Genomic DNA, 21,385 nt, shown 5'->3' with positions numbered 1-21,385 from the left:
TTCAGACCTGTTCCTCGGGGATGGTCACGTGCAGGTCGATCCCCTCCGACAATTCGAGCTGGCAGGACAGGCGTGAGTTGTCCTGCCGGTCCGATGCCGTGCAGTCCAGCATGTCGTCCTCGTCCTCGGTGGGCTCCGGAAAGAACCCGAGCTCCTTTTGATCGAGGTAGACGTGGCACGTGGCACACGACAGCGTGCCACCGCACTGGCCCACGATGCCGTTCACGCCGTTCCGTACAGCGGTCGACATGACCGAGTCGCCGGCGACGCCGTCGACGACCTTCACCACGCCGTCGGGCTGGGTGTAGAACACTTTCGGCATCGCTGCTCCTACCAGCTGACCGGCAGATCGACGACCGGCTGGGTCAGATTGTCCATGTCGACGACGGCCTCCCCCTCGAGCTTCAGCCCCGGCAGGCGCTTGAACAGCTCGGCAAGGCCGACCTGCATCTCCATACGGGCCAGCGGCGCCCCGAGGCAATGGTGCAGGCCATAGCTGAGGGTCAGGTGGGGATTATTGCTGCGGCGGATATCGAAGACCTCGTCACGTTCGAGGGCCACCCCGTCGTGATTGGCGCCGGCTGGATCGACAAGCACCGCTTCGCCCCGGGCGATCAGCTGACCGTCCAGTTCGATGTCCTCGGTGGCGACGAACGGAACGAGGGCACCGGAACCGATGACAGTTTCGCCGAGCGCCATTCGTCCGTGCCGGAGGATCTCCTCGACCGCGGTCGGCGCAATGCCGTCCGGGTCCTGCAGAAAGAGCTCGAGCTGATCGCGGTTGCGCAGCAGCGACAACACACCGGCGCAAATGAAGTTCGCCGTGTTGTCGAAGCCGCCGATGATGAGCACCAGCGCGATCGGCAGGATCTCGGCGTCGGTGAGGCTGTCGTCCTTGTCGCGGGCGTTGGCCAGATCGCTGAGCAGATCCTCGCGCGGGTTCTTCCGTCGTTCCTCGATCAGCCCCATCATGTACACGACCAGCTCGGTCATGTTCGCGACGACCTCTTCTTCGGGCATGTTCGCCACGGCGAGGGTCGACGAGCTCCACTTCTGGAACTTGGGCCTGTCCTCCGGCGGCACACCGAGCAGGTTGGCCAACATCTGGATCGGCAGCGCCACCGCGTAATCGTGCACCAGGTTGGTCGGCGCGCCCTTCGCGACCATCTCGTCGATCAGATGATTGGCGAACTCCACCGCCGAATCGCGCATGGCCTTCACCCGCTTCGGCGAGATCGAGCGCTGCACCAGCTTGCGCAGCTTGGTGTGATGCGGCGGATCCTCGAACTGCAGAGTGGTCCGCAAGAAGTCCGGGAACTCCACGAAGTACGGGGTCACGCGCTCACCGGTGCGGAACGGCTCACGCACGAACCGGGGGTCGCTCAGCATCTGCCGCGCTGCGGCGTTGCGATGGATGATCCAGGCGTCTCCGCCGAACGGCAACGTCATCTTCGTCATCGGACGATCCGCGGCGATGGCGTGGTACCGGTCGGACGCTTCCTCCGGAGTGACCGCACCGAAGGGGTATTCGGTGGCCGCTGTCTCGGTTGTACTCATGTGATGGCTCTCCAAGGTGACGTCGGGACTCAGGAGACCGGCAGCTGGGGCGGGGCGACGACCTGCGGCACGGCCTGCGGCGTGATCGCCATGATCTGCTCGAACTGCTCGGCCACGGTCTCGACGGTGAGCGAGGGATCGTGGATGCCGACGGTGTTGACCAGGGCCAGCCGGTTCACGATGCCGCCGGCCACGTTGAACACCTCGCCGGTGACCTGACAGTCGGGATGGACCAGGTAGGCCACGACCGGGGCGATGTGCTCGGGCAGCATCGCCGTGCGCATGTAGTCCATGATCTCCGGTGTCAGCGTGTCGGCGGCGGCCTCGAGCATCCGGGTGCTCGCGCCGGGAGCGATGGCGTTGACCTTGATGCCCGCCTCCAAGCCCTCGAGCGCGAGGTTGCGGGTCAGGCCGAACAGCGCGCCCTTGGAGCCGCCGTAGTGCGACATCCCCGGGTTGCCGAGCATGGCCTGCGAGATGGTGTTGACCACGCGCGGAGCCTCGGCCTCGAGCAGGTGCGGCCAGGCCGCACGGCACAGCCGCATCGCGCCGAAGTAGTGCACGTTCAGGTGGCGCTGGTACTCCTCGTCCGGCACCTCGCGAAACGGCGCGGCGCGGACGATACCGGCGTTGTTGACGACGGCGTTGAGCGCGCCGAACGACGACACGGCGGCGTCGACCAGGGCGCGTGCGCCTTCCTCGGTGGACACATCGGCGGTGCAGGCGACGGCCTTGCCGCCTGCGGCGGTGATCTCGTCGACCACGGCCGCGGCCGGATCGTCACCCTCTACACCGGAACCGTCGGCGCGGGCGCCCAGGTCGCCCACCACCACGGCAGCGCCGCGCGAGGCGAGCAGCAGCGCGTTCGCCCGGCCGATGCCGCGGCCCGCGCCGGTCACGATCACGACGCGATCGCTGAAATCCAGAGTTGCCATTGTCTTTTCCTCATGTTCCTGGCTGTGTCGGTCGGATCAGGGGCGGGTGTCGCCGCCGCGGTGCGCCACATCGGCGACCCAGATGCTGCCCAGGGCCTCCCGTGCCGACTTCTCGAAGTCGAAGACCTCGAAGCCGACCGTCATGTAGAGCGTGTTCCGGTCCGGGCCGCCGAGCAGGCACGCCGAGGCGATGCCGTTGTCCAGCGGCATGGGGACCGCGTCGGTGAGGCCCTGCTCGGTGAAGCGCGCGACGTAGCCGCCGCCCGGCAACGCCGCCCACACGCCGCCTTCGGCGTCGAGACCGATGCCGTCGGGCATGAACGGGCAGGTGGCGAATTCCCGTGGGTTGGAGAGGGTGCCGTCCGCGGCGCGGTCGATCACGGTGATCTTCAAGGCCATGACCTCTGCGGTGTAGACCTTGGTGCCGTCGGCGCTGATCGCGATTCCGTTGGCGCACAGCAGCGGACCCACCTTCTCCGGGGTGCCGACAGTGCCGTCCGGCTCCACCACGACGAGCGGCGACGGCTTCGGCTCTTCGCCTTTGAAGAGGTCGAAGCCGAGCTGGGTGATGTAGGCGCGGCCGTCGGCGTCGACCACCATGTCGTTGGCGGCGGCCGAACAGTACTGCGAGATATCGGCGTACACCGACAGGTCGCCGGGGTCGCCGCCACCGTGCACCAGCACCAGCTTCTCGTGCATGGACACCACGATCAGGCGGCCGTCGGGCAGCCAGCCGAACCCACCGAGCACGATCGGGACGTCGGTGTCCGCGGCGCGGCCGGTCGCGTCGACAACGACGGTGGCGTTGCCGTCGGCGTCGAGCGTCTTGAGGGTTCCGGTGTACATGTCCGAAAACCAGAAGGTGCCCTCGTGCCACCGCGGGCACTCCGGCCACGAGTATCCGCTCGAAACCCTGCGGGCCTCGAAGGTCGTGGCGCCGGCGGCGTTGACGGCGGCAGCGACGGTGTCGACGGGATTGGTCATTATCTGGGCCTTCCGGGGAAACGGTGACCGATGTCGCCGGCTCCGCTGACGGCGAAAACCGGTACGCGCGGGCTGGAACTCACGCGTGAACTGGGTCACAAGGACTTGGCATGTCAGGACGATAGGGCCCGCATCACTCCACGAGCGCCGCGCTCCCATTCAGCGGGAGCACCGTCGAGCCGGGTGGTTCTCCTCCCGACGAGCGGAACGGGCGGTGTGCACGCGCTGCCCGGCCTGCTGTCATGAACGAGCTGCGACGAGGGGGACGGCACCGCACGGAAAGGACCTGCCACCATGCCCGATCATTCCGACCATCAAGCCATCATCGATGTGCTGAACCGCTACAGCTACGCACTCGACACCCGTGACTGGCCGCTGCTGGACGAGGTCTTCCACCCCGACGCGTCCGGCGACTACGGCGGCTTCCAGGTCGAAGGTCGTTCGAAACTCATCCGGATCATCTCCGGCTATCTCGACCCGTGCGGCCCCTCGCAACACCTGCTGGGCAACCACCGCATCACCGTGGAAGGCGACAAGGCGCAGTCCAGTTGCTACATCCGCGTAGTGCACATCGGCGCGGGTGAGCGCGCGAATCTGCAACCGTACGAGTCCATCGGCACCTATTACGACCGGCTGCGGAGGACCCCCGAGGGCTGGCGAATCACCCACCGCCGCTTCGACGTCCGAATCGAACTCGGCGATATCACCGTACTCGGAGCGCCGCAGAACGCATGAGCACACGACCGGTGAGAGGATACGCCCACAACTATCTCGTGCCAGTTGTGCGAGCCTTCGCGCTCGCTACCGCTCATCCGAGCCAGGACCCCACCCCATTCACGCGCCCAAGCACAGTGGACGATGCGAGGTCAGTCGACCGGGATGGTCAGAGCACGCTTTTCATCTGTTTGGCGACAACGTCCGCCGCGCGCCGAGGTGCGAGCCGCACAAGCCGATCCAGCAGGCTGGCATCCCGGCCGACGAGTACGCGGAAGCTGCCCTTCTCCAGGCCCGCGACGATCGACTCCGCGGTTCGCTCAGGTGTCGTGACCGGAACCTTGCGACCACCGGTGTCGATCATCTCGACTCCGGAGTTACCGGTCAGGGCGGTGCTGATATTGCCGGGAAAAACTGTGGTGACAGCGACATTCGTGTCCAAGAGTTCCTGGTACAGACCTTCGCTGAACTGTTTGACAGCTCCCTTGGTAGCGCTGTAGAAGGTCTGACCGGCAAAGGGAACCAGCGCCGACAGGCTCGAGATGTTGACCAGCCCGGCTTGCGGCCGTTGCCGCAGTTCGGGCAAGAATGCCAGGCACATGTTGACCGTGCCCCAGAAATTGACCTGCATGACCCGTTCGATCCGGCTGCGGTCGAGGTCTGTGACCGGAGCGAACGGGTGAATGATGCCCGCGACATTGATCAGCGCATCGATCTGCCCATGTGCGGCGATGACCGCGGCGGGCAACGCGTCCACCACGGACACATCGGTGACATCGGCGGCATGCAGCGACACCCGATTGCCCCGCGGTCCGGCCAGCGAGCGAGTTTCCGCAGCCAACCCTCCTGCACGTCGATCAGTGCGACGCGTGCTCCGCGTTCGAGTAGTCGCAGCGCTGTGTGCCGCCCGATTCCGTTGCCGGCGCCGGTGACAGCGACGACCTTTCCCTCGAGTCGCATGTGCCTCTCTTTCCATGTCGTTACGTGCTGGTCCCGCTGCGTGTCTCGGAGTGCCCTGTGCCTCAGGATCCAGCGGCCGCGCGGCCGGCCCGGCGGCCGTAGAAGCTGCCGTCGCCGAGCGAAGCGCCGCTGACGTAACCCCCTGCGGCGATACCGGAAGTGCACCGCCCCGCAGCGAAAAGACCAGGAATGGGCTCCCCGGACACATGCAGAACCCGCGAGTCGAGATCGGTCCTCAAACCGCCGAGGGTGAAGCCGCCCGTGCGATTGCGCAGGTCGTAGGCGGCCAGGGGGGTCCCGATCGGCTTGACCCACTGGGACTTCTTGCCCAACAGCGGATCGGCGCCGTCCTTGGCATGACGGTTGTAGACCTCCACGGTCGCCTGCAAGACCCCAGCGGGGAAGCCCATCTCGGACTCCAGCTCTTCCACGGACTCCGCTACCCACGTGGGCGGTTCACTGCGCATCGCCGCGGTCGTGGAAACCGTGTCCTGCGACTCCTCCAGCGCGGACTCATCGATGATCAGGAATGCCTGGTTGCTCTGGCGGATCAGCGTCGCCTGCCCGATGTGACTGGGATAGGAGTCCTCGGGGATGTATCGCTGACCGCGCCCGTTGACCAGGATTCCGCGCGCCATCATCTGCGGATCGGCGAAGATGGCAACTTCGATGGCATCCATATGGGCCAGCTGAGCACCGAGCGCTTGGGCGACCCGGATGCCGATGCCGTCGTGCTCCTCGATGGCAGCCGCGGGCCGGTTGATCAGCAGCGGTGTGTACGCCTCGACCATCTGCTGGTTGTAGGCGAAGCTACCGGTCGCCAGCACCACACCCCGGCGGGCGCGAATATGGACGAGCCTGCCGTAGCGCTTGGCGACGACGCCGACGACACAACCGCCGTCACCGACGATCAGGCGCTGCAGACGAAGGTCGTACTCGGCGCGCACACCCAGTGACTCGGCCATATCGGCGAGCGGCTTCATGAGCATGTAGCCGCCCCCCTTCTCACCGGTGTGCTTGTCCGCCATCTGAGGAAGGTGGCCGCGCGGCGCCGGGGTGGCGATGGTGTTGTACGGCGCGGCGTTCTCGCCGCCGGAGAACATCAGCCCCTGGTCGGCAGGCGGCTCCCAGCCCGGTTCGCCCCAGAACTCCTCTTTGAACGGGACACCCTGCGCGACCAGCCAATCGAAGTGCTCCACACTGCCCTGGCAGTAATCGTGGATCTTCGCCTCGTCGACGCCGGGCCCGAGGGCGGCCGTCATGAATTTCTCCATGTTCTCGGGCGTGTCCTCGAAGCCGAGCGCCTTCTGCAGCGACGTGCCTCCGCCGAGATAGATGAACCCACCCGACAGCGCCGCCGCTCCGCCCCACCCGCCGGTGCGCTCGAGCACCAGGACGTCAGCACCCGCACGGGCTGCCTCGATCGCCGCACTGACCCCGGCGACTCCGTAACCGACGACGACCACATCGGCTTCGTAATCCCACTCGGCGACCGCTGCCATCTGTTCCGGGTGGACACTTCCGACGTCCGACATATATCACTCCTATTCCGTATTACCGGCGATCAATACCGCCGATCGATCGAGGGCTGCGGTGATGCACGAGAGCGGGACGAGCCGATTCGCGTCGCAGCGGTCGGCAAAGCGGCTTCATCCGGAGCCGACACACCGCACAGGAACGAGCAGGTAGGGCCGTCCAGCCATCCTCGTCAACTCGATCGCGCCCAGTATCGTCAGTGCCGGATCGGCGACGTTCGGAGATTCCCACTCAGTGAGAGGATTCCGCGCCGTTCGCCTGGCACGACGCGAATGGCCCTCAACCCGTGGCGTCGCCACGATTCACGGCCGGGCTGGTTCGGTTCGAACGGCCCCGACGATGATCTCGACCAACTCGGGTCGGCAGATCAGCAGATCGGGCAGGTACGGGTCCGCCTGGTTGTAACGCAGCGTAGTGCCGTCCAGACGGGAGACGTGCAGGCCCGCAGCGGCGGCGACCGCGACAGGGGCGCAGGAATCCCACTCGTACTGGCCTCCGGAGTGCAGGTAGGCATCGGCGACGCCTTGCACCACGGCCATCGCCTTCGCCCCGGCCGACCCCATCGGCACGGGCATCGCCGACAGCGAGGTGACGACACGTCGCACCAACTCGGACGGGCGGCTACGTGAGATGGCGATACGCAGGGGACCCGCGGACCGCGATGGTGGCGCCGGAGGTTCACCGGTGTGCAGAACGAGCCCGGTTCCCGGCAGAGCGACAGCCCCGGCCACCGGAACATGGTCGACGGCGAGCGCGACGTGCACTGCCCAATCGGTGCGCGGCGGTTCCCCGTATTCACGGGTGCCGTCGAGCGGGTCGATGATCCAGACGCGTCGTCTGTCCAGCCGGGAGTGATCGTCGGGGCTCTCCTCGGACAGGACCGCATCGTCGGGGCGTAGGCGATGGAGGAGTTCGAGCAACAGTTCGTTGCCGTGCCGGTCACCCGCGGCGCCGCCCTGCTCCCGAATGGCCAACAACCGCCGACCGACTTGCGCGGCCGCCTCGGCGGCAACAGCGTGGTCGTCCATCACCGTCTACCGCGCACTGTCCGGATCGAGTTTTCCTGCTGTTCGCAACAGATCGATGACCTGCTCGGCCAAAGCTTCCGGGGTGTGTGCTCCGCCGGAGTCCAGCCGCAGCTCCGGGGATTCCGGTACCTCATAGGGGGAATCGATGCCGGTGAAGTTGGTCAGCTCGCCGCGGCGCGCCTTGGCGTACAGCCCCTTGTGGTCACGGGACTCGACGACCTCGAGTGGAGCGTCGACGTGTACTTCGAAGAAGTCCTCTGCGCCGATGCGTTCGCGTGCGAGATCGCGCTCGGCGCGGAACGGGGCGATGAACGAGGTCAGGACGATGAGTCCGGCGTCGGCGAACAACCTGGCGACCTCGACCACCCGGCGGATGTTCTCGACCCGGTCGGCGTCGGTGAATCCCAAATCCGCGTTGAGACCGTGCCGGACGTTGTCTCCGTCGAGCAGGTAGGTGTGGAATCCCTGCTCGTGCAGGCGCTTCTCGACGAGATTCGCGATGGTCGACTTACCCGCGCCGGACAATCCGGTGAACCACACGACCGCGGGTTGCTGTCCTTTGGCCTGCGCTCGCACCTGCTTATCGATGTCGACGTGCTGCCAATGAATATTGCCGGCCCGGCGCAACGCGAACTTCAGCATCCCCGCTGCCACGGTATCGCGGGTGAGCCGGTCGATGAGAATGAATCCACCCATGTCCCGGTTCGCGGCGTACGGGTCGAAGGGGATTCGCCGATCCAGATGCAGATCGCAGACCCCGATCTCGTTGAGTCTCAGGGCGCGAGCGGCGGTGTGCTCGAGGGTATTGACGTTGATCGTGTATTTCGGCCGGGCCACCTGGGCAACGGCGCCGCTGGTGGCCAGCTTCATCTCGTAGGTGCGGCCGGGAAGCATCGGGCGCTCGCTCATCCACACCAGATGCGCTTCGAACTGATCGGCGACCTCGGGGGGCGCGCTCGCGTCTGCCAGGACGTCCCCGCGGCTGACATCGATCTCGTCGGCGAGTACGACTGTGACGGACTGGCCGGCCACGGCGAGGTCGAGGTCACCCTCCGCGGTGACCACCCGGGCGATCGTGGTGTCGCGTCCGGAAGGCAGGACCCGAATGCGGTCGCCGGGACGGACGGCGCCGCCGACGATCTGGCCGCTGTAGCCGCGGAAGTCGAGGTCGGGCCGGTTGACCCACTGCACCGGCAGCCTGAACGGCCCGCTGCTGACGCCATCGTCGACCGGAAGCGATTCGAGGTGGCCCACGAGCGTGGGCCCGGTATACCGGGGTGTATCGGCGCTGGTCTCGGTGATGTTGTCTCCCCGCAGCGCCGAGATCGGAATGCAGGTGATTTCGGTGAGGCCGATGCCGGCGGCGAACTGGCGATAGTCGGCCTCGATCTCGTCGAACCGTTGTTGCGAGTAGCCGACCAAATCGAGTTTGTTCACCGCGAGCACGATGTGGCGGATGCCGAGCAGCGAAACCAGGAAGCTGTGTCGACGGGTCTGCGTCAGGAGCCCCTTGCGGGCATCGACGAGGATCACCGCGGCGTCGGCGGTCGAGGCGCCGGTGACCATGTTGCGGGTGTACTGCTCGTGTCCGGGAGTGTCGGCGACGATGAACTTCCGCTTCTGGGTGGAGAAGAAGCGGTAGGCCACATCGATGGTGATGCCCTGTTCGCGCTCGGCGGCCAATCCGTCCACCAGTAGCGCGAAATCCAGTTCGCCGTTCTGGGTTCCGACTGTTCGGGAGTCTTGCTCCAACTGGGCGAGGTGATCGGAGAAGACGAGTTTGCTGTCGTAGAGCAGTCGGCCGATCAGCGTCGATTTGCCGTCATCGACGCTGCCACAGGTGAGAAACCGCAACAGCGACTTGCGCTCGTGGCGGCGCAGATACTCTTCGATGTCGGTCGAGACGAGGTCGTCGGTGGTGTGCGCCATCAGAAGTAACCCTCTTGCTTCTTCTTCTCCATCGACGCCGAACCGTCGTGGTCGATCATCCGGCCTTGCCGCTCTGAGCTGGTGGTCAGCAACATTTCCTGCACAATGGCGGGAAGAGTGGTCGCGGTGCTGGGAATCGCGCCGCTGAGTGGGTAGCAACCCAGGGTCCGGAAGCGCACCATGCGTTGCTGCGGTTGTTCCCCTGGCTGCAGCCGCATCCGATCGTCGTCGACCATGATCAGCGTCCCGTCACGCTCCACCACCGGCCGGGGCGCCGCGAAATACAAAGGGACGAGCGGAATTTGCTCACGGTGGATGTACTGCCAGATGTCGAGTTCGGTCCAGTCCGACAGCGGGAAGACGCGCACGCTCTCGCCTGGGCGTTTGCTCGCGTTGTAGAGCCGCCACAGCTCGGGGCGCTGCCGTTTCGGGTCCCAACGGTGCATTTCGGAGCGAATGGAGAACACCCGTTCCTTGGCCCGGGACTTCTCCTCGTCGCGACGCGCTCCGCCGAAGGCGAGATCGAAGCCGTACTCGTCCAGGGCCTGTTTGAGCCCTTCGGTCTTCCACATCTGGGTGTGCAGAGCCGACCCGTGGTCGAAGGGGTTGATGCCCTGGGCGACACAGTCGGGATTGCGGTGCACGATCAGATCGAGATCGGGTTCGGCGGCAACCGCGTCGCGGAAGGCGTACATAGCCTGGAATTTCCAGGTGGTATCGACGTGCAGGAGCGGGAAGGGCAATCGCGAAGGCCGGAACGCCTTGCGCGCCAGATGCAGCAGGACCGAACTGTCCTTGCCTATCGAGTACAGCATCACAGGACGCTCGCTCTCGGCGACTGCCTCACGGATGATCTGGATGCTGTCGGCTTCCAGCCGCTGCAGGTGGGTGAGACCCGTTGCGGGCTCGTCGTGGACCAGGGTCGTCATGGTGACTCCAGTGATTTCGATTGAATGCGACGCTCCGAGGTCGCAGGCCGGATCGTCAGACGCAGTCGGACGCGCCGTCGACGACGAAGACCGCACCGCTGGTGTACGAGCTCTGCGCTGTGCACAGGAACGCGATAGTGGGGGCGATCTCGTCGACAGCGCCGAAACGCCCGACAGGTATGTGCGCGAGTTCCGCGGCGGCGGTCTCGGGGCGCATCGGCGCCGTCATCGGGGTCCGAATCGTTCCCGGCGCGACAGCGTTGACCCGTATCCCCTCACCCGCCCAGGCAACGGCGAGGTTGCGGGTGAGGCTGATAACGCCCGCCTTGGCCGCCCCATACCCCGGCACGATCGGCACGGCGCGCAGCGCGGCCATCGAAGCCAGATTGATCACGCAGCCGCCACCCGCCGTGGTGGACGCGGCCAGCTTCTCCCGAAGCGTCAGTGTCACCCGGTACGGGCCGACCAAGTTCAGTGCCACCGAGCGTTCGAAACCTTCGGGCGACCTCTCGTCGAGGCCGCCGGGGAAGTTGGCCCCGGCGTTGTTGATCAGAACATCGAGGGTCGAGATACCGGCGACCAGCTCGTCGATCGACTCCTCGTCGGTGAGAACCAATCGCCGGTAGTCCAAACCCGTCAGGTCGGCGTCGTACTGCGCCGCATCCGACCGGGTTCCGGTCACGATGACATCCGCGCCCGCGTCGCGGAACAGCAGCGCGGTCGCGTGTCCGATACCACTGGTCCCACCGGTGACCAGAACCTTGGTTCCGGTGAAGTCGAAACGGATTTCGTTGGTCACGAGTGGATTCCGATCTGCTTGGTGAGCCAGGCCGATTCCCAGAAGTTCGTGCTGTCCTCCAGCAGCTTTCGGTGCGCCCGGACCAGCAGATCCTTAGCCGCTTGGTGCTCGGGTTGCACCTGAACGATCGCTTCGACGAGGTGGAGTGCGTGGATCGGCCGACCGGCTTCCAGGTGGGCGGCCGCCCGATCGATCAGGGCGTCGGCCCCTGCCAGCTCCACGAGGTCGGCGGCGACTTCGGCGGGTGCGACATCGTAGAGTTCGGTTGTCGAACGGTGGTGGAACCACCCCGAGTAGTTCTCCCAGATCGCGCGCACGTTCCAGGGCACCTTGCCGTAGCCCTCCCCTACCGCCAAGGCAGGTGGAAGGGTGATCTCGCGCATCAGGGTGTAGACGTCTTTGCCCGCGTTCATTCCCGCGACGACCGCGTCGTGCAGGTATTCGACAGCGTCACGCAGTCGGGTGAGTTCCGCCCGGATCCGCTCCGCGCCGACGAGGGGCTCGAAGTGTCCCGTCAGAAGGACTTCGGCGTCGAGGTCGCGGACACGGTCGATGGAATCGATCACTGCGAGTGCGTCGCGGTAACGGTCGCCCCGCATGGTGACCAGGTTCGGAATGTGCCCGAACAGTGCGCCGAAGGTATTGCCAGACAAGCAGATCCGCTCGTCCGGCAGCCACAGGACCAGGGAATCGGTGGTCTCGCCCCCGGGTGTGGCCAGAAGCTCGAGCGTACGGCCGCCCACGGTCAGCGTCAGATTGTCGTTCACCTCGATGTCGACGTTCGGGGTGCTCTGATCGGGCACATGGCCGAAACGGTTCTGGGTCGCGATTCTGCCGGCCATGACCTTTTCGGTGAAGGCGAACGAGCTCCTGCTCGCCCGGTAGGCGGCGAGGCGCTGGTTGTCGTCGCGCCAGCGCCGCCAATCGGCCTGGGCCACGACAAGGGTGTCGGGATCTCGCAGTTGATCGAGGCCACCGACGTGGTCGTAGTGGCCCTGTGTCAGCACTACGTAACGAATCGGCGAGTCGTCCACCGCATCGAAATTGGCACGGTGCACAGGGGATTCGAAGCCCATGCCGGTGTTGACCACCACGCGGCCGCTGTCGGTGGTCAGTAGGTAGGCATTACTCAGTCCCGGTGAGCACCAGATCCCTGGCGCCACTTCGGTTGCCTGTTCCGCGGTGGCGGCGGCCATCTGGTCGGCGCCCGGGCGGCTGAGGTGAATCGGCGGCAATGTTTCGAGTTCGCTACTCACGCCATTGTCCTTTCAGAAATATTCGGATCACTGCTGCTATGAACTCGCGCCTTCGACGCGCACATCGAAAGCGTCGAAGTAGTAGTCGAAGCGCGTACGCAATTCCTCGGCGGTGACGCCGAAGTGCCCGGGCAGGTCGTATCGGATGCGCCCGTGCTTGCCGCGAGGGTTGTTGTCGAGGTAGCCCTGGAAACGTTCGCGGACCTCGCTGGTCAGTTCCACTCCGGCACGGTCGTACAGCTGCTCGAGCAGCGGGATCTCGTTGCCGTTCAGATGGTGGAAGCCGATATCGATGCGCCGGTCGGCGGGCACGAGATCGCGGTCGCGCACGCTGGCGCCGAGCAGCCGATGCACCCGGTCGGTCCAATACTCGAGCAACCACGCCGGTTCGATGCTGCGACGGCGCAGCCGATCCGGGTAAGCCATCATGGTGATCGTGGACTGGATCACCGCGACCGGATCCCGGTGGGTGAAGGCGACGGTGGCGTCGGGGAAGGTCTGCATCAGCGGACCGAGCTGCTCACTGTGCTGCGGTGACTTCAGCACCCATGTGCGCGGGCCTCGCAGGAACGTCAACGCCTGCAGAACGTTTCGCATGTACGCGTAGTGTCTGTGCTGGTCCAGCCCGAGATAGAAATCCCGCCAAGCCGGCACCCGGGCGTACCACTCCAGAACGTAGCTCGCGCAATCGAGGTCGAGCAGCTCCACCTCCTCCTCGATCGCTTCGGGGTAGCGATCGTGCATCGCCGCGAGCACCGGCGAACTGGCTTGCAGCGCGTCGTGCTGGTCCTTGGCCTGGCGGTAGCGCACGTCGAGGCCGTCGAGGCCGGGCCCCTGACCGGGCACCGGCAACGGCTCCTGACTCTCCCAGTACGGCAGCGACCGACGCCGGGGGTCGGCGGCGATCAGGTTGACCAGATGAGTGGTGCCCGAGCGCGGCATTCCGACCACGATGATCGGCTTCTCGATCGGGATCGACTCGATCTCCGGATAGCGCCTCAGCAGATCCACCAGCGACAGTCGGTTGCGCAGCAATCGCACCACGCGCGAACGCAGGGTGCGGCGGCCGAGCTGCGTCAACCCTTCGTCCTGCTCCACTGCGTCCACATACGCGGAGAGGCGCTGCCCGAAGCCATCACCGTCGTCCAGATCGGTGGCGCCGGCCTGTGCCGCCGCCTCCTCGACGATTCGGTCGATCTCCAGGCTCACCGGGTTGGCTTCGGCGTAGGCAAGGACTTTCCGCTGGACCTCGCTGAGGCGAGGGGTAGTCAAGTCGTCCAGGACTATCGGTCGGGCGGCATCGGCCATCGAGGGGCCCCTTCACATCTTGCGTACGTCGGATATTCGACTTAGCATTCGAAAGTACGACGCCAATATGGCAGGTACCGACCCGGGCCGTCAAGGGATCCGAGTTCGGCGTCGAACCCGACCAGGAGGTTGCAGTGAGTTCCACCATCAAGCAGGTCCGCGTCCACGGGCCGGGCGCGGTCAGCCTGGACCGTGTCGAGCTGCCGGAGTGTGGACCGCGGGACGCGGTCGTCGAACTGCGCGCCTGCGGAATCTGCGGTAGCGACCTCGGCTACATCCGCCTCGGCGGCGTCGCCGGTCCCGGGCCCGCCCCGATGCCCCTCGGCCATGAGATGTCCGGTGTGATCACCATCGTCGGTTCGGAGGTGACCGACCTGCGGCCGGGGCAGCGCGTCGTCGTGCACCCCGGCCGAGATGACATCGGCCGCATCGGGAACGGCTCACCCGAAGGTGGATTGGCCGACGCCGTGCTCGTACGGGATGCCGCCGCCGGCGATCGGCTGTTCCCCGTCCCCGACGACATGCCCTTCGAGATAGCTGCACTGGCCGAGCCTGTAGCGGTGGGCATGCACGCTGTCGACCAGGCCGATCTGGCGCCCGACGACGCGGTGGCGGTATTCGGCTGCGGCCCCATCGGTCTGGCCGCCATCGCCACGCTCGCCGACCGCGGTATCGAGCGCATCGTCGGCATCGAACCGTCGGCCACGCGTCGCCGCCTCGCCGAGGCCCTCGGGGCGAGCGCGACCATCGACCCGACCACCGACGACGTGTGGAAGCGGCTGCGCCTGCTGCATGGCACCACTCCGACGATGTCCGGCGACACGGCTGCCACTACCGGGTTCATCGAAGCGTCCGGGGCCGGGAAAGTGCTGAGCGACATCATCGCCAATGCCGGGCGGGGCTCGCGTATCTCGGTGGTCGCGGTCCACTATGCCCCGGTAGAGGTCAACTTCCTCCACGTGCTGACCAGCGAGCTCACCATCCGCGGCTCCATCGAGTACCCGCCCCGCTTCCGCGACGCCATCGACCTGCTCGAGCGACGGGACCTCACCCCGCTCATCAGCCACCGCTTCCCGCTCGAAAGCATCGACGACGCGTTGAACACCCTGAAACAGAACCGTGAGTGCGGCAAGATTCTGATCGAGATCAACCAGTGACGGCCGCACTCGACGCTCACTCTGACGCGTCGAATATCCGACGTATAGTTCGCGCCATGACCACCGACGCACCGCAGCGGACCGAACGGCAATCCCCGTCGCCACCGACCGATCGCGTCGTCGCGATCATGGAACTGCTGGGCAGCACACCGCAGCGGTCCTACTCGCTGGCCGAGATCGAGCGCACTCTCGGTATCAGCCGCGCCACTGCGCACGCGATCCTGTCCGCGCTCGTCGGTCACGACTGGATCGTGCGCGACCACGACAGCGGTCACTACAGCTGGGGGCCGGCGATCGCCGCCCTCGCACGCCCGGCCGGCGCCACCTCCCGCCGCATACGCGCCCGGCTCGGGGAACTCGCCGCCACAATCGGCTGCGAGGTGCTGCTGTTCCAGCCCCAGGGCGACGCGCTCGTCGTCATCGACACAGCCGGGTCGACAGCCGCATCCCCCCCGATAACCGCCGGATTCACGGTGCCGCTGGTCGCACCGTTCGGCCGGGAGTACATCGCCTTCAGCACACCCGAAGCGCAACAGGCCTGGCTCGATAGAGTGGGTCCGACCGAACCGGCCTTCGTCACTCGCATGACCAGGGTTCTCGCGCGGGTCCGAGACCGCGGATACGCCATCGAACGGCGTAGCCATGCCTTCGGCCGCGTCTATGCCGCCCTGCACGCACTGAGCGGCGAGATCGACGCCATCACCGCGCGCCTGGCCGGCGCCGTCGCCGATCTGACCGTTGTCGACTTTCTCGACGACGAGCTCATCGACGGCAACGACCACACCGTCGCGACCATCTCGGCACCCGTCCTCGCCGGCACCGGCGTCATCCCCCTGACCATCACCGCAGTCGTGGTGCAACCACTGACCGCCGAGGCGGTGACAGCCCTGGGCTCCGAGATCCTCGCAGCCACCGTCGATATCAAGGACCTGGTGAACACCTACGGCGACGCCTGACCGGCGGGCCCGGCCTTCTTCAGTCACGCATTCGGCACTACCGGGGCTGGCGTGCTGTCGGCGGTCATGAGGTCGTGCCGGTCCGGTTGGTGACGAGCACACACGCAACGGGCGGGTCGCGGTCGAGGGCGTGACTCGGAGCTGAGTGAAGCCGGCGTGGGAGAGCATGTCCTGGAGCTCTTGGGCTGCTCGGACCGTGGTGTCCCGGGTAGCGCCGGGGCAGCGAGGCTGGCTGACAACGGTGCAGTCCACCAGGCGGTGTGGAGACTACACGGCGGCACCACCTGCCGCCCCGGCGCGTTATGCGTACCTTCACCGCCCAAGCTGCGAACAGTCGTTCGCACCAAATTCGCCGGGCCACTCCCACCGAGCGGAACGCATCCCCCACACGTGGGAGCCGGTCTGCTGCCATGAGCAGGTCGAGGTGGCGAGAGCGCCGCCGGGAAAGGACTCCATGTCATCGGTCGAGCAGATCACCGCGGTGGTGCGCGAGTACGTGTCCCGCCTGTCCACCGGCACCTCGGCGGACATCGCCGCCCTTTACGCCGACGACGCCACTGTGGAAGACCCCGTAGGCGGGGAAGTCCGGCGTGGACGCGATGCCATCGCCGCCTTCTACGGGCCGCTCGACAGCGTCGACAACAGCGCGGAGCTGCTGGTAATCCGGGCTTCGGACACGTGGGCGGCATTCCACATGCGAGTCACCACGACGACGCCGGACCAGGTGATCACCGTAGAGCCCATCGATGTCATGACCTTCGACACCGACGGGCGAATCACCAGTATGCGCGCCTTCTGGAGCCCCGGCGATTTCGTCATCTCAGCCCGCTGAGGGCGGCGTCACCGCCCCGCGGCGAGCCTCGCCGCCACGCGCTCCCACACAGTCGCGTCGGTGCGCGGGCCGCCTGGGGTGGTGGCACCGTAGCGCGCGATCTCGGCCGCGATATCCAACGGAGCGGTCATAGCGGCGCCCGGCCGCAGCGCCTCCTCGACGTGTTCGTCCGGAACCAGCCAGCACACCTCGAACTCGATACCGTCGGGATCGTGACCGTACAGCGCCTTGGTCGAGCCGTGGTCGGAGGCACCGGTCTCGGCACCCGCACACACGAGACGTTCCCAGACAGCCGCGAGCTCGGACAACGTCGCGACCTCCCAGGCGACGTGATACAGCCCAACGGTGCCGGCTGCCGGGACAGCACGATCCCTGGACTGGAACAGCCCCAGATCGTGGTCATTGACCGACCCCGCGCATATTCCTGTGACCTCCTCGACGACTGCTTCGCTCGTCCGTCCACTCGGCCCCGCAGCACGTTGTCCATCTGTCCGACAACCATTCTGGTCGACCAGCGAGGGCCAGGCAGACGAGCCGGTCGAGCGGGTGCACGTCCTGCCCGACGAGCACCCCGGGACGCTGTACTTCGCTCTCCCCGCGATGACGAGTTCGGCCGTTCGTTCAGGGCTGGTCGCCCTGACCATTCGACAGCAGAAGCACGGAGAGTATGTCCCGACGTCGAATATCATTGCACGATTGCACTATTGAGAGAGTCCGAGACTATCGAGCCAACTCGAATAGCGGGCTTCGCTGCGTGAGGGGTGGCACCAGATCGTGGCCATCGGATTTCGGTAGAAGCAGGTCGAGCAACTGCCACTGCTTGTCCGTCAGAACTTGATGCCGATTACCTGCCAGCGTCGCCACGGCGACCATCGGGCACGATCAGCATCATTGGTTCCAGGGCAGTAGCAGTCGGGTGAGGACTTGACGCAGTTCGGCCGGCGGTAAGGGGGCGGCGCCGATCATGACTTGGCGTTGGATCAGTCCGTCGACGACGACGGTAACGGCCTCGGCGGTCGGAGCAGGTTCGGGCACCTCGAGCGTTTCGAGCAGCCGTTGAGTGAACTGCACGAAGGCTCGACGTTGCTGATCGAACAGGTCCCGCAGTTGTGGGTGGAACTGGGCTTCGCCCAGTAGGAGGTGTCTTGCCAGAGTCCGCCGACGTGCCGGTCCGGTGGTCATGGCTTCGATCAAGGAGGCCATGAGTTCGGCCAGTTGCGGGATCGAGGTCGGGTCGAGGGCCGACACATCGGTGAAGTGGGTGACAACGAGTTCGTAGTCGCGGGAGAACAGCTCTTCCACAGCCAGGGCGATGAGCTTGCCGCGGGTGGGCGCGTGATAGTTGACCGCGCCGGGGCTCATCCCGGCCGCGGCGTCGACTGCCCGGTGGGTGAGGCCGCGCACGCCGTGGTCGGCGAGCACCTCGATCGCCGCCGAGGCGATGCTGCGGCGCCGCCGGGCCACGTCCGGACGGGTGGGCTCGCTCATGACGGCATCGTAGAGCGCAGCTGCAGCACCGCCATCGCTGCTGGTTGTCGAAAACGGGGGAAGCCAGAGGCACGACCAGCGACCGGCGCGATCGAGACGCGGCCTTGAAGTGGCCAGTTGTGATCCGGTGCCGCGGAAATCGGGCGTACGCGACGTGTCGGTGAACGGGCCAGTCGACGCACCGGAAGGCATCGACGCCTGGTCGCGGAGAGACCGGATCGAGGCCGTCGTCAGGCTGGCGGGCGAGGTCATGTGGGGTGCTGGCCAGTGCGCGAGCTCAGGGCTCTGTGTTGTGTCACAGAGCTTGGTCGACAGCCAGCGGTGCCGACGCACCTCTTCTAATTTCAACATGTGTTGAGAAGCTGGTGGGTGTCGCGGCGCGCGATGCTGTCGATGATCACGACTGTGGGGGCGATATTGATGATCGAAGAATCGACCGGCGCCGGGCATGCCGCCCCTGGGGGAGAGACGCGTTACCGGGGGTATTGCCCCGAGGACCGGCTCCTGCCCTATGCGCGGTTCTTCACCGAGCGCACGCTGCCCGCACCCGCAGAGGTCGCCGTGGCCTATGCGGGGCGGGCTACTGATCCGCAGCTGATTCCGGAGTTCGACTGTCTGCCCGGCGATCTGAGCCCGAGCGGATACTCCCCGGTGGAGACCGGATACGGGCATACGCGCTCGGGCGTGATGTGGGTTGCCGTGCGGACGGTGATGCCGAGGGTCAGTGCGGCGATGTGGGACTGGTGGTTCGGCTGGCATATCGCCGAGCCGGCTCGCTACAAACTCTGGCATCCCGATGCCCATCTGTATGTCGGTGCCACACAGTCGCGGACCGCCGCGGGGCTCGGTGACCGTGACAAGTACATCGGCAACACGGTCTATGTCGATGAGTACATCGGCGCCAAGCTGCAGCAATTGGCCATCAGCTTTCATGACCCGGCGTTGCTGGGCCTGGAAGTGCCCGATGGTCACACGATCATTTCCGGCCGGGTGGGCAGCAGCGTGGCTCCGTTGGATGTGGGGTGGCTGGCGCATCAGGTCCGCCCCGTGCCCGGCGGGTGCGAGATGCGCAGTCGGTTCTATCTGAATCTGTACGGTCCGCGCGTTCCCGATGCGGGGCAGGCCGCGCGGGCGGTAGCGCGCGGAGCCGCTGTCGATCCCGCCGATCTGATACTCGGGCTGGATATGGCCCGCGAGCTTCTGCTGCACTGCGGACAGGAAATGAACCATCTGGCCACGTTCCTTCCCGAACTCCATCGCGAATTCGCAAGCTAGGTCTCCGCCGCCCGTGCGGCCGCCATGTCCTGCCCGGTCGCGGCGCCGGGGAATGCGCCAGGTATCGCAGCGCGGTGTCCATCGATGTCCATCGACCCGAGCTGAGACGGGTGGAATCCGGGCCGCAGATACCGCGGGAGTTCGGTGAAGAACACCGTCCAGCTCGGGATCACCCCGCGCCGGGTGGCGCGCCAGAACTGCCACAGCCAGAACCGGCCCTTATCCGGGGAGGGGTCGCTGCGATGCTCGACCTCCTCGGCGCCATGCCAGCGCACCAGATCCAGCATCGCCGGATGCATACCCCTGGCCTCGAGAACTTCGGCATCGAGCAGCCATTCCCCCAGCACCGCGGTGTAGTGCTCCATACCGGCGAACAAGCCCAGCCGCTCTTTGAGCCATTGCTGTTTCGCGCGTCCGCCCAACCAGTGATCACCCAGCACGCGATCGACCAGCCAGGCGATCTTGGCGACGTAGGAGTCCACGCCCAGACCGATGGACTGCAGGTGGCGCCGCGCGGCTTCGTGACTATTGGCGTGCATCGTCTCCTGGCCGATGAATCCCACCACCTCCTCCCGCAGCCGTTCGTCCTCGATGCAGGGCAGCGCCTCCGACAGCGCCGCGGCCATCGCCCGCTCCCCCTCGGGCAGCACCAGGTGCATGACGTTGACGATGTGGGTCGCCAGCACCTCACCGGGGATGTAGTGCATCGGCACCGAATCGAAGTCGAAACGCACATCGCGTGCGTTTATCGCGTGCGCCTCGTCGCGGTAGAGACGCTTCGTCGCGTCGTCGGTGGGGGCCATGTCGCCAAACCGCATCGTGATGATGCGGGTGTCGAACCTTGCGGTGAATTACAGAGCCGACGCTCGACGGGTGGCACGCAAGTCTTCGGTAGCCGTCTCGGCCACCACGCCGATTCTCACGAGCGGTCTGCCGCTATGCGGACCGCCGACCCACGCACGGACTGCTCACCGAGTCACCGTGGACGGCCGCCCCGACGGCTTGCGACCTCAACCGGCCTCAACTTCGACAGGGCTATTCTCCGATCGTCATCGCGGCGGACGGACGCACCCGATCGGCCATGGCCCTCGATAACCCTTCGAGGTGACCAGCTACGGCCCGAGGAACAGCCGTTCACACGGCAGCCGCGGCGGTGGGTGCGCGGCGCTCGGATTTTGGAGCAATTCAATCGTGCACCATCGCGATTTCCTCCAATCGTGAAGGAGATTTCCCACTGCCGCCGCCGAGGCGGTGTAGTCGAAAGCGATGCCCGCCAACCACATCCGCAGATGCACATCACCCGATGTCGGCAGGCCACAATCGTGGGACTTTCGATCTCCGCCCGAGAGGGGATGCCTCGACACCGGCTTCGCGCACCGGCAGGTTGGTTGCCGACCCGGCGAATCGGCACGCGCCCCGCGCTGGATCGACCTTCTGGGACCAGGCACCGATGGGGAGGCGGCCAGGTCCAGGGGGGTGATGGTTCGCGTCGCTGTCGCAGCCATGAGGTCTCACAGTCGGGGGTGCGGGTCGTGCCATGGAGCGGAATCCTGCCCAATGCTATACGGCAACAAATATGGTTGCAATGTTGCAGCGAGAGACCGCCTAATGTGTCGTCGACGACATCGGATCCGCATTCCGATGGCGTGAACGCACGTCGGACTCGCTGCACCGCTCACCGCAGGGCGTGAGGTCGGCAGCCCGCCTGGGTCGGGCAGCTCCACGCCCTGCTGTTTTACCTG

At 66.2% G+C, this 21,385-nt stretch carries 18 protein-coding genes and 2 pseudogenes; 5 read left to right on the top strand and 15 right to left on the bottom strand.

Annotation, left to right across the window (positions count from 1 at the left end):
- Window position 1: 1 nt before the first annotated feature.
- The 4 genes from ABZ552_RS22380 to ABZ552_RS22365 all read right to left on the bottom strand — a co-directional run bounded on the left by ABZ552_RS22380 (window position 2) and on the right by ABZ552_RS22365 (window position 3,476).
- Window positions 2-322: a 2Fe-2S iron-sulfur cluster-binding protein gene (locus ABZ552_RS22380; RefSeq protein WP_281880270.1), complete on the bottom strand. Its 321-nt coding sequence runs from the start codon at window positions 320-322 to the stop codon at window positions 2-4.
- An 8-nt stretch (window positions 323-330) separates the two neighbouring features.
- Complete coding sequence (locus tag ABZ552_RS22375) at window positions 331-1,305, bottom strand: cytochrome P450 (RefSeq protein ID WP_281918401.1); 975 nt, start codon at window positions 1,303-1,305, stop codon at window positions 331-333.
- Between the two features lie 281 nt (window positions 1,306-1,586).
- Window positions 1,587-2,492 carry an SDR family NAD(P)-dependent oxidoreductase gene (locus tag ABZ552_RS22370; protein ID WP_281918400.1) on the bottom strand — a complete coding sequence of 302 codons (906 nt, stop codon included), beginning with the start codon at window positions 2,490-2,492 and terminating at the stop codon, window positions 1,587-1,589.
- A 36-nt stretch (window positions 2,493-2,528) separates the two neighbouring features.
- Complete coding sequence (locus ABZ552_RS22365; protein WP_281880265.1) at window positions 2,529-3,476, bottom strand: SMP-30/gluconolactonase/LRE family protein; 948 nt, start codon at window positions 3,474-3,476, stop codon at window positions 2,529-2,531.
- Window positions 3,477-3,770: 294 nt separating this feature from the next.
- On the opposite strand from ABZ552_RS22365, the gene ABZ552_RS22360 reads away from it, so the two are divergent.
- On the top strand, window positions 3,771-4,211 hold the full coding sequence (locus tag ABZ552_RS22360) for a nuclear transport factor 2 family protein (RefSeq protein ID WP_357439491.1): 441 nt from the start codon (window positions 3,771-3,773) through the stop codon (window positions 4,209-4,211).
- A gap of 148 nt (window positions 4,212-4,359) precedes the next feature.
- Here ABZ552_RS22360 and ABZ552_RS22355 read toward each other — a convergent pair.
- The 8 genes and pseudogenes from ABZ552_RS22355 to ABZ552_RS22320 all read right to left on the bottom strand — a co-directional run bounded on the left by ABZ552_RS22355 (window position 4,360) and on the right by ABZ552_RS22320 (window position 13,935).
- Window positions 4,360-5,150, bottom strand: a pseudogene (locus tag ABZ552_RS22355) (SDR family oxidoreductase).
- A 62-nt stretch (window positions 5,151-5,212) separates the two neighbouring features.
- The gene (locus ABZ552_RS22350; RefSeq protein ID WP_281918398.1) at window positions 5,213-6,685 is read right to left on the bottom strand and encodes an FAD-dependent oxidoreductase; all 1,473 of its coding nucleotides are present in this window, start codon (window positions 6,683-6,685) and stop codon (window positions 5,213-5,215) included.
- A gap of 303 nt (window positions 6,686-6,988) precedes the next feature.
- The gene (locus ABZ552_RS22345; protein WP_281880260.1) at window positions 6,989-7,714 is read right to left on the bottom strand and encodes a 3'(2'),5'-bisphosphate nucleotidase CysQ; all 726 of its coding nucleotides are present in this window, start codon (window positions 7,712-7,714) and stop codon (window positions 6,989-6,991) included.
- Between the two features lie 6 nt (window positions 7,715-7,720).
- Window positions 7,721-9,643, bottom strand: coding sequence for a sulfate adenylyltransferase subunit CysN (gene cysN / locus ABZ552_RS22340; protein ID WP_357439487.1), 1,923 nt, complete (start codon window positions 9,641-9,643; stop codon window positions 7,721-7,723).
- A complete protein-coding gene (cysD, locus tag ABZ552_RS22335; protein ID WP_281880257.1) occupies window positions 9,643-10,572 on the bottom strand; it encodes a sulfate adenylyltransferase subunit CysD in 930 nt (309 codons plus the stop codon). The genes cysN and cysD overlap by 1 nt, the downstream gene beginning before the upstream one ends.
- A 55-nt stretch (window positions 10,573-10,627) precedes the next feature.
- Complete coding sequence (locus ABZ552_RS22330; RefSeq protein ID WP_357439484.1) at window positions 10,628-11,371, bottom strand: SDR family oxidoreductase; 744 nt, start codon at window positions 11,369-11,371, stop codon at window positions 10,628-10,630.
- Window positions 11,368-12,606: an alkyl sulfatase dimerization domain-containing protein gene (locus ABZ552_RS22325; RefSeq protein ID WP_357439559.1), complete on the bottom strand. Its 1,239-nt coding sequence runs from the start codon at window positions 12,604-12,606 to the stop codon at window positions 11,368-11,370. Before ABZ552_RS22325 ends, ABZ552_RS22330 begins: the two co-directional genes overlap by 4 nt.
- Window positions 12,607-12,663: 57 nt before the next feature.
- On the bottom strand, window positions 12,664-13,935 hold the full coding sequence (locus ABZ552_RS22320) for a sulfotransferase (protein ID WP_357439481.1): 1,272 nt from the start codon (window positions 13,933-13,935) through the stop codon (window positions 12,664-12,666).
- Window positions 13,936-14,069: 134 nt separating this feature from the next.
- Between ABZ552_RS22320 and ABZ552_RS22315 the strand changes: the two genes are divergently transcribed.
- The 3 genes from ABZ552_RS22315 (at window position 14,070) to ABZ552_RS22305 (ending at window position 16,880) form a co-directional block, all read left to right on the top strand.
- Window positions 14,070-15,092, top strand: coding sequence for a zinc-binding dehydrogenase (locus tag ABZ552_RS22315; protein ID WP_357439479.1), 1,023 nt, complete (start codon window positions 14,070-14,072; stop codon window positions 15,090-15,092).
- Window positions 15,093-15,148: 56 nt separating this feature from the next.
- Window positions 15,149-16,048, top strand: a complete 900-nt coding sequence (locus ABZ552_RS22310; RefSeq protein ID WP_281918392.1) for a helix-turn-helix domain-containing protein — start codon at window positions 15,149-15,151, stop codon at window positions 16,046-16,048.
- 454 nt (window positions 16,049-16,502) lie between these two features.
- The gene (locus tag ABZ552_RS22305; RefSeq protein ID WP_281918391.1) at window positions 16,503-16,880 is read left to right on the top strand and encodes a nuclear transport factor 2 family protein; all 378 of its coding nucleotides are present in this window, start codon (window positions 16,503-16,505) and stop codon (window positions 16,878-16,880) included.
- 8 nt (window positions 16,881-16,888) lie between these two features.
- Here ABZ552_RS22305 and ABZ552_RS22300 read toward each other — a convergent pair.
- Window positions 16,889-17,296 (bottom strand): annotated as a pseudogene (locus ABZ552_RS22300) (VOC family protein); the annotation flags it as partial.
- Between the two features lie 472 nt (window positions 17,297-17,768).
- The gene (locus ABZ552_RS22295; protein WP_281918390.1) at window positions 17,769-18,620 is read right to left on the bottom strand and encodes a TetR family transcriptional regulator; all 852 of its coding nucleotides are present in this window, start codon (window positions 18,618-18,620) and stop codon (window positions 17,769-17,771) included.
- Between the two features lie 117 nt (window positions 18,621-18,737).
- Here ABZ552_RS22295 and ABZ552_RS22290 point away from each other — a divergent pair, with 117 nt between their 5' ends.
- The gene (locus tag ABZ552_RS22290) at window positions 18,738-19,643 is read left to right on the top strand and encodes a hypothetical protein (RefSeq protein WP_357439476.1); all 906 of its coding nucleotides are present in this window, start codon (window positions 18,738-18,740) and stop codon (window positions 19,641-19,643) included.
- Here ABZ552_RS22290 and ABZ552_RS22285 read toward each other — a convergent pair.
- Window positions 19,640-20,446, bottom strand: a complete 807-nt coding sequence (locus ABZ552_RS22285; RefSeq protein WP_357439473.1) for a metal-dependent hydrolase — start codon at window positions 20,444-20,446, stop codon at window positions 19,640-19,642. The two genes, ABZ552_RS22290 and ABZ552_RS22285, sit on opposite strands and share 4 nt — an antisense overlap.
- Window positions 20,447-21,385: the final 939 nt, after the last annotated feature.

It is taken from the genome of Nocardia sp. NPDC019219, assembly GCF_040632645.1.
Lineage (GTDB): Bacteria > Actinomycetota > Actinomycetes > Mycobacteriales > Mycobacteriaceae > Nocardia > Nocardia sputorum.
This window is presented reverse-complemented; position numbering and strand designations above follow the sequence as displayed.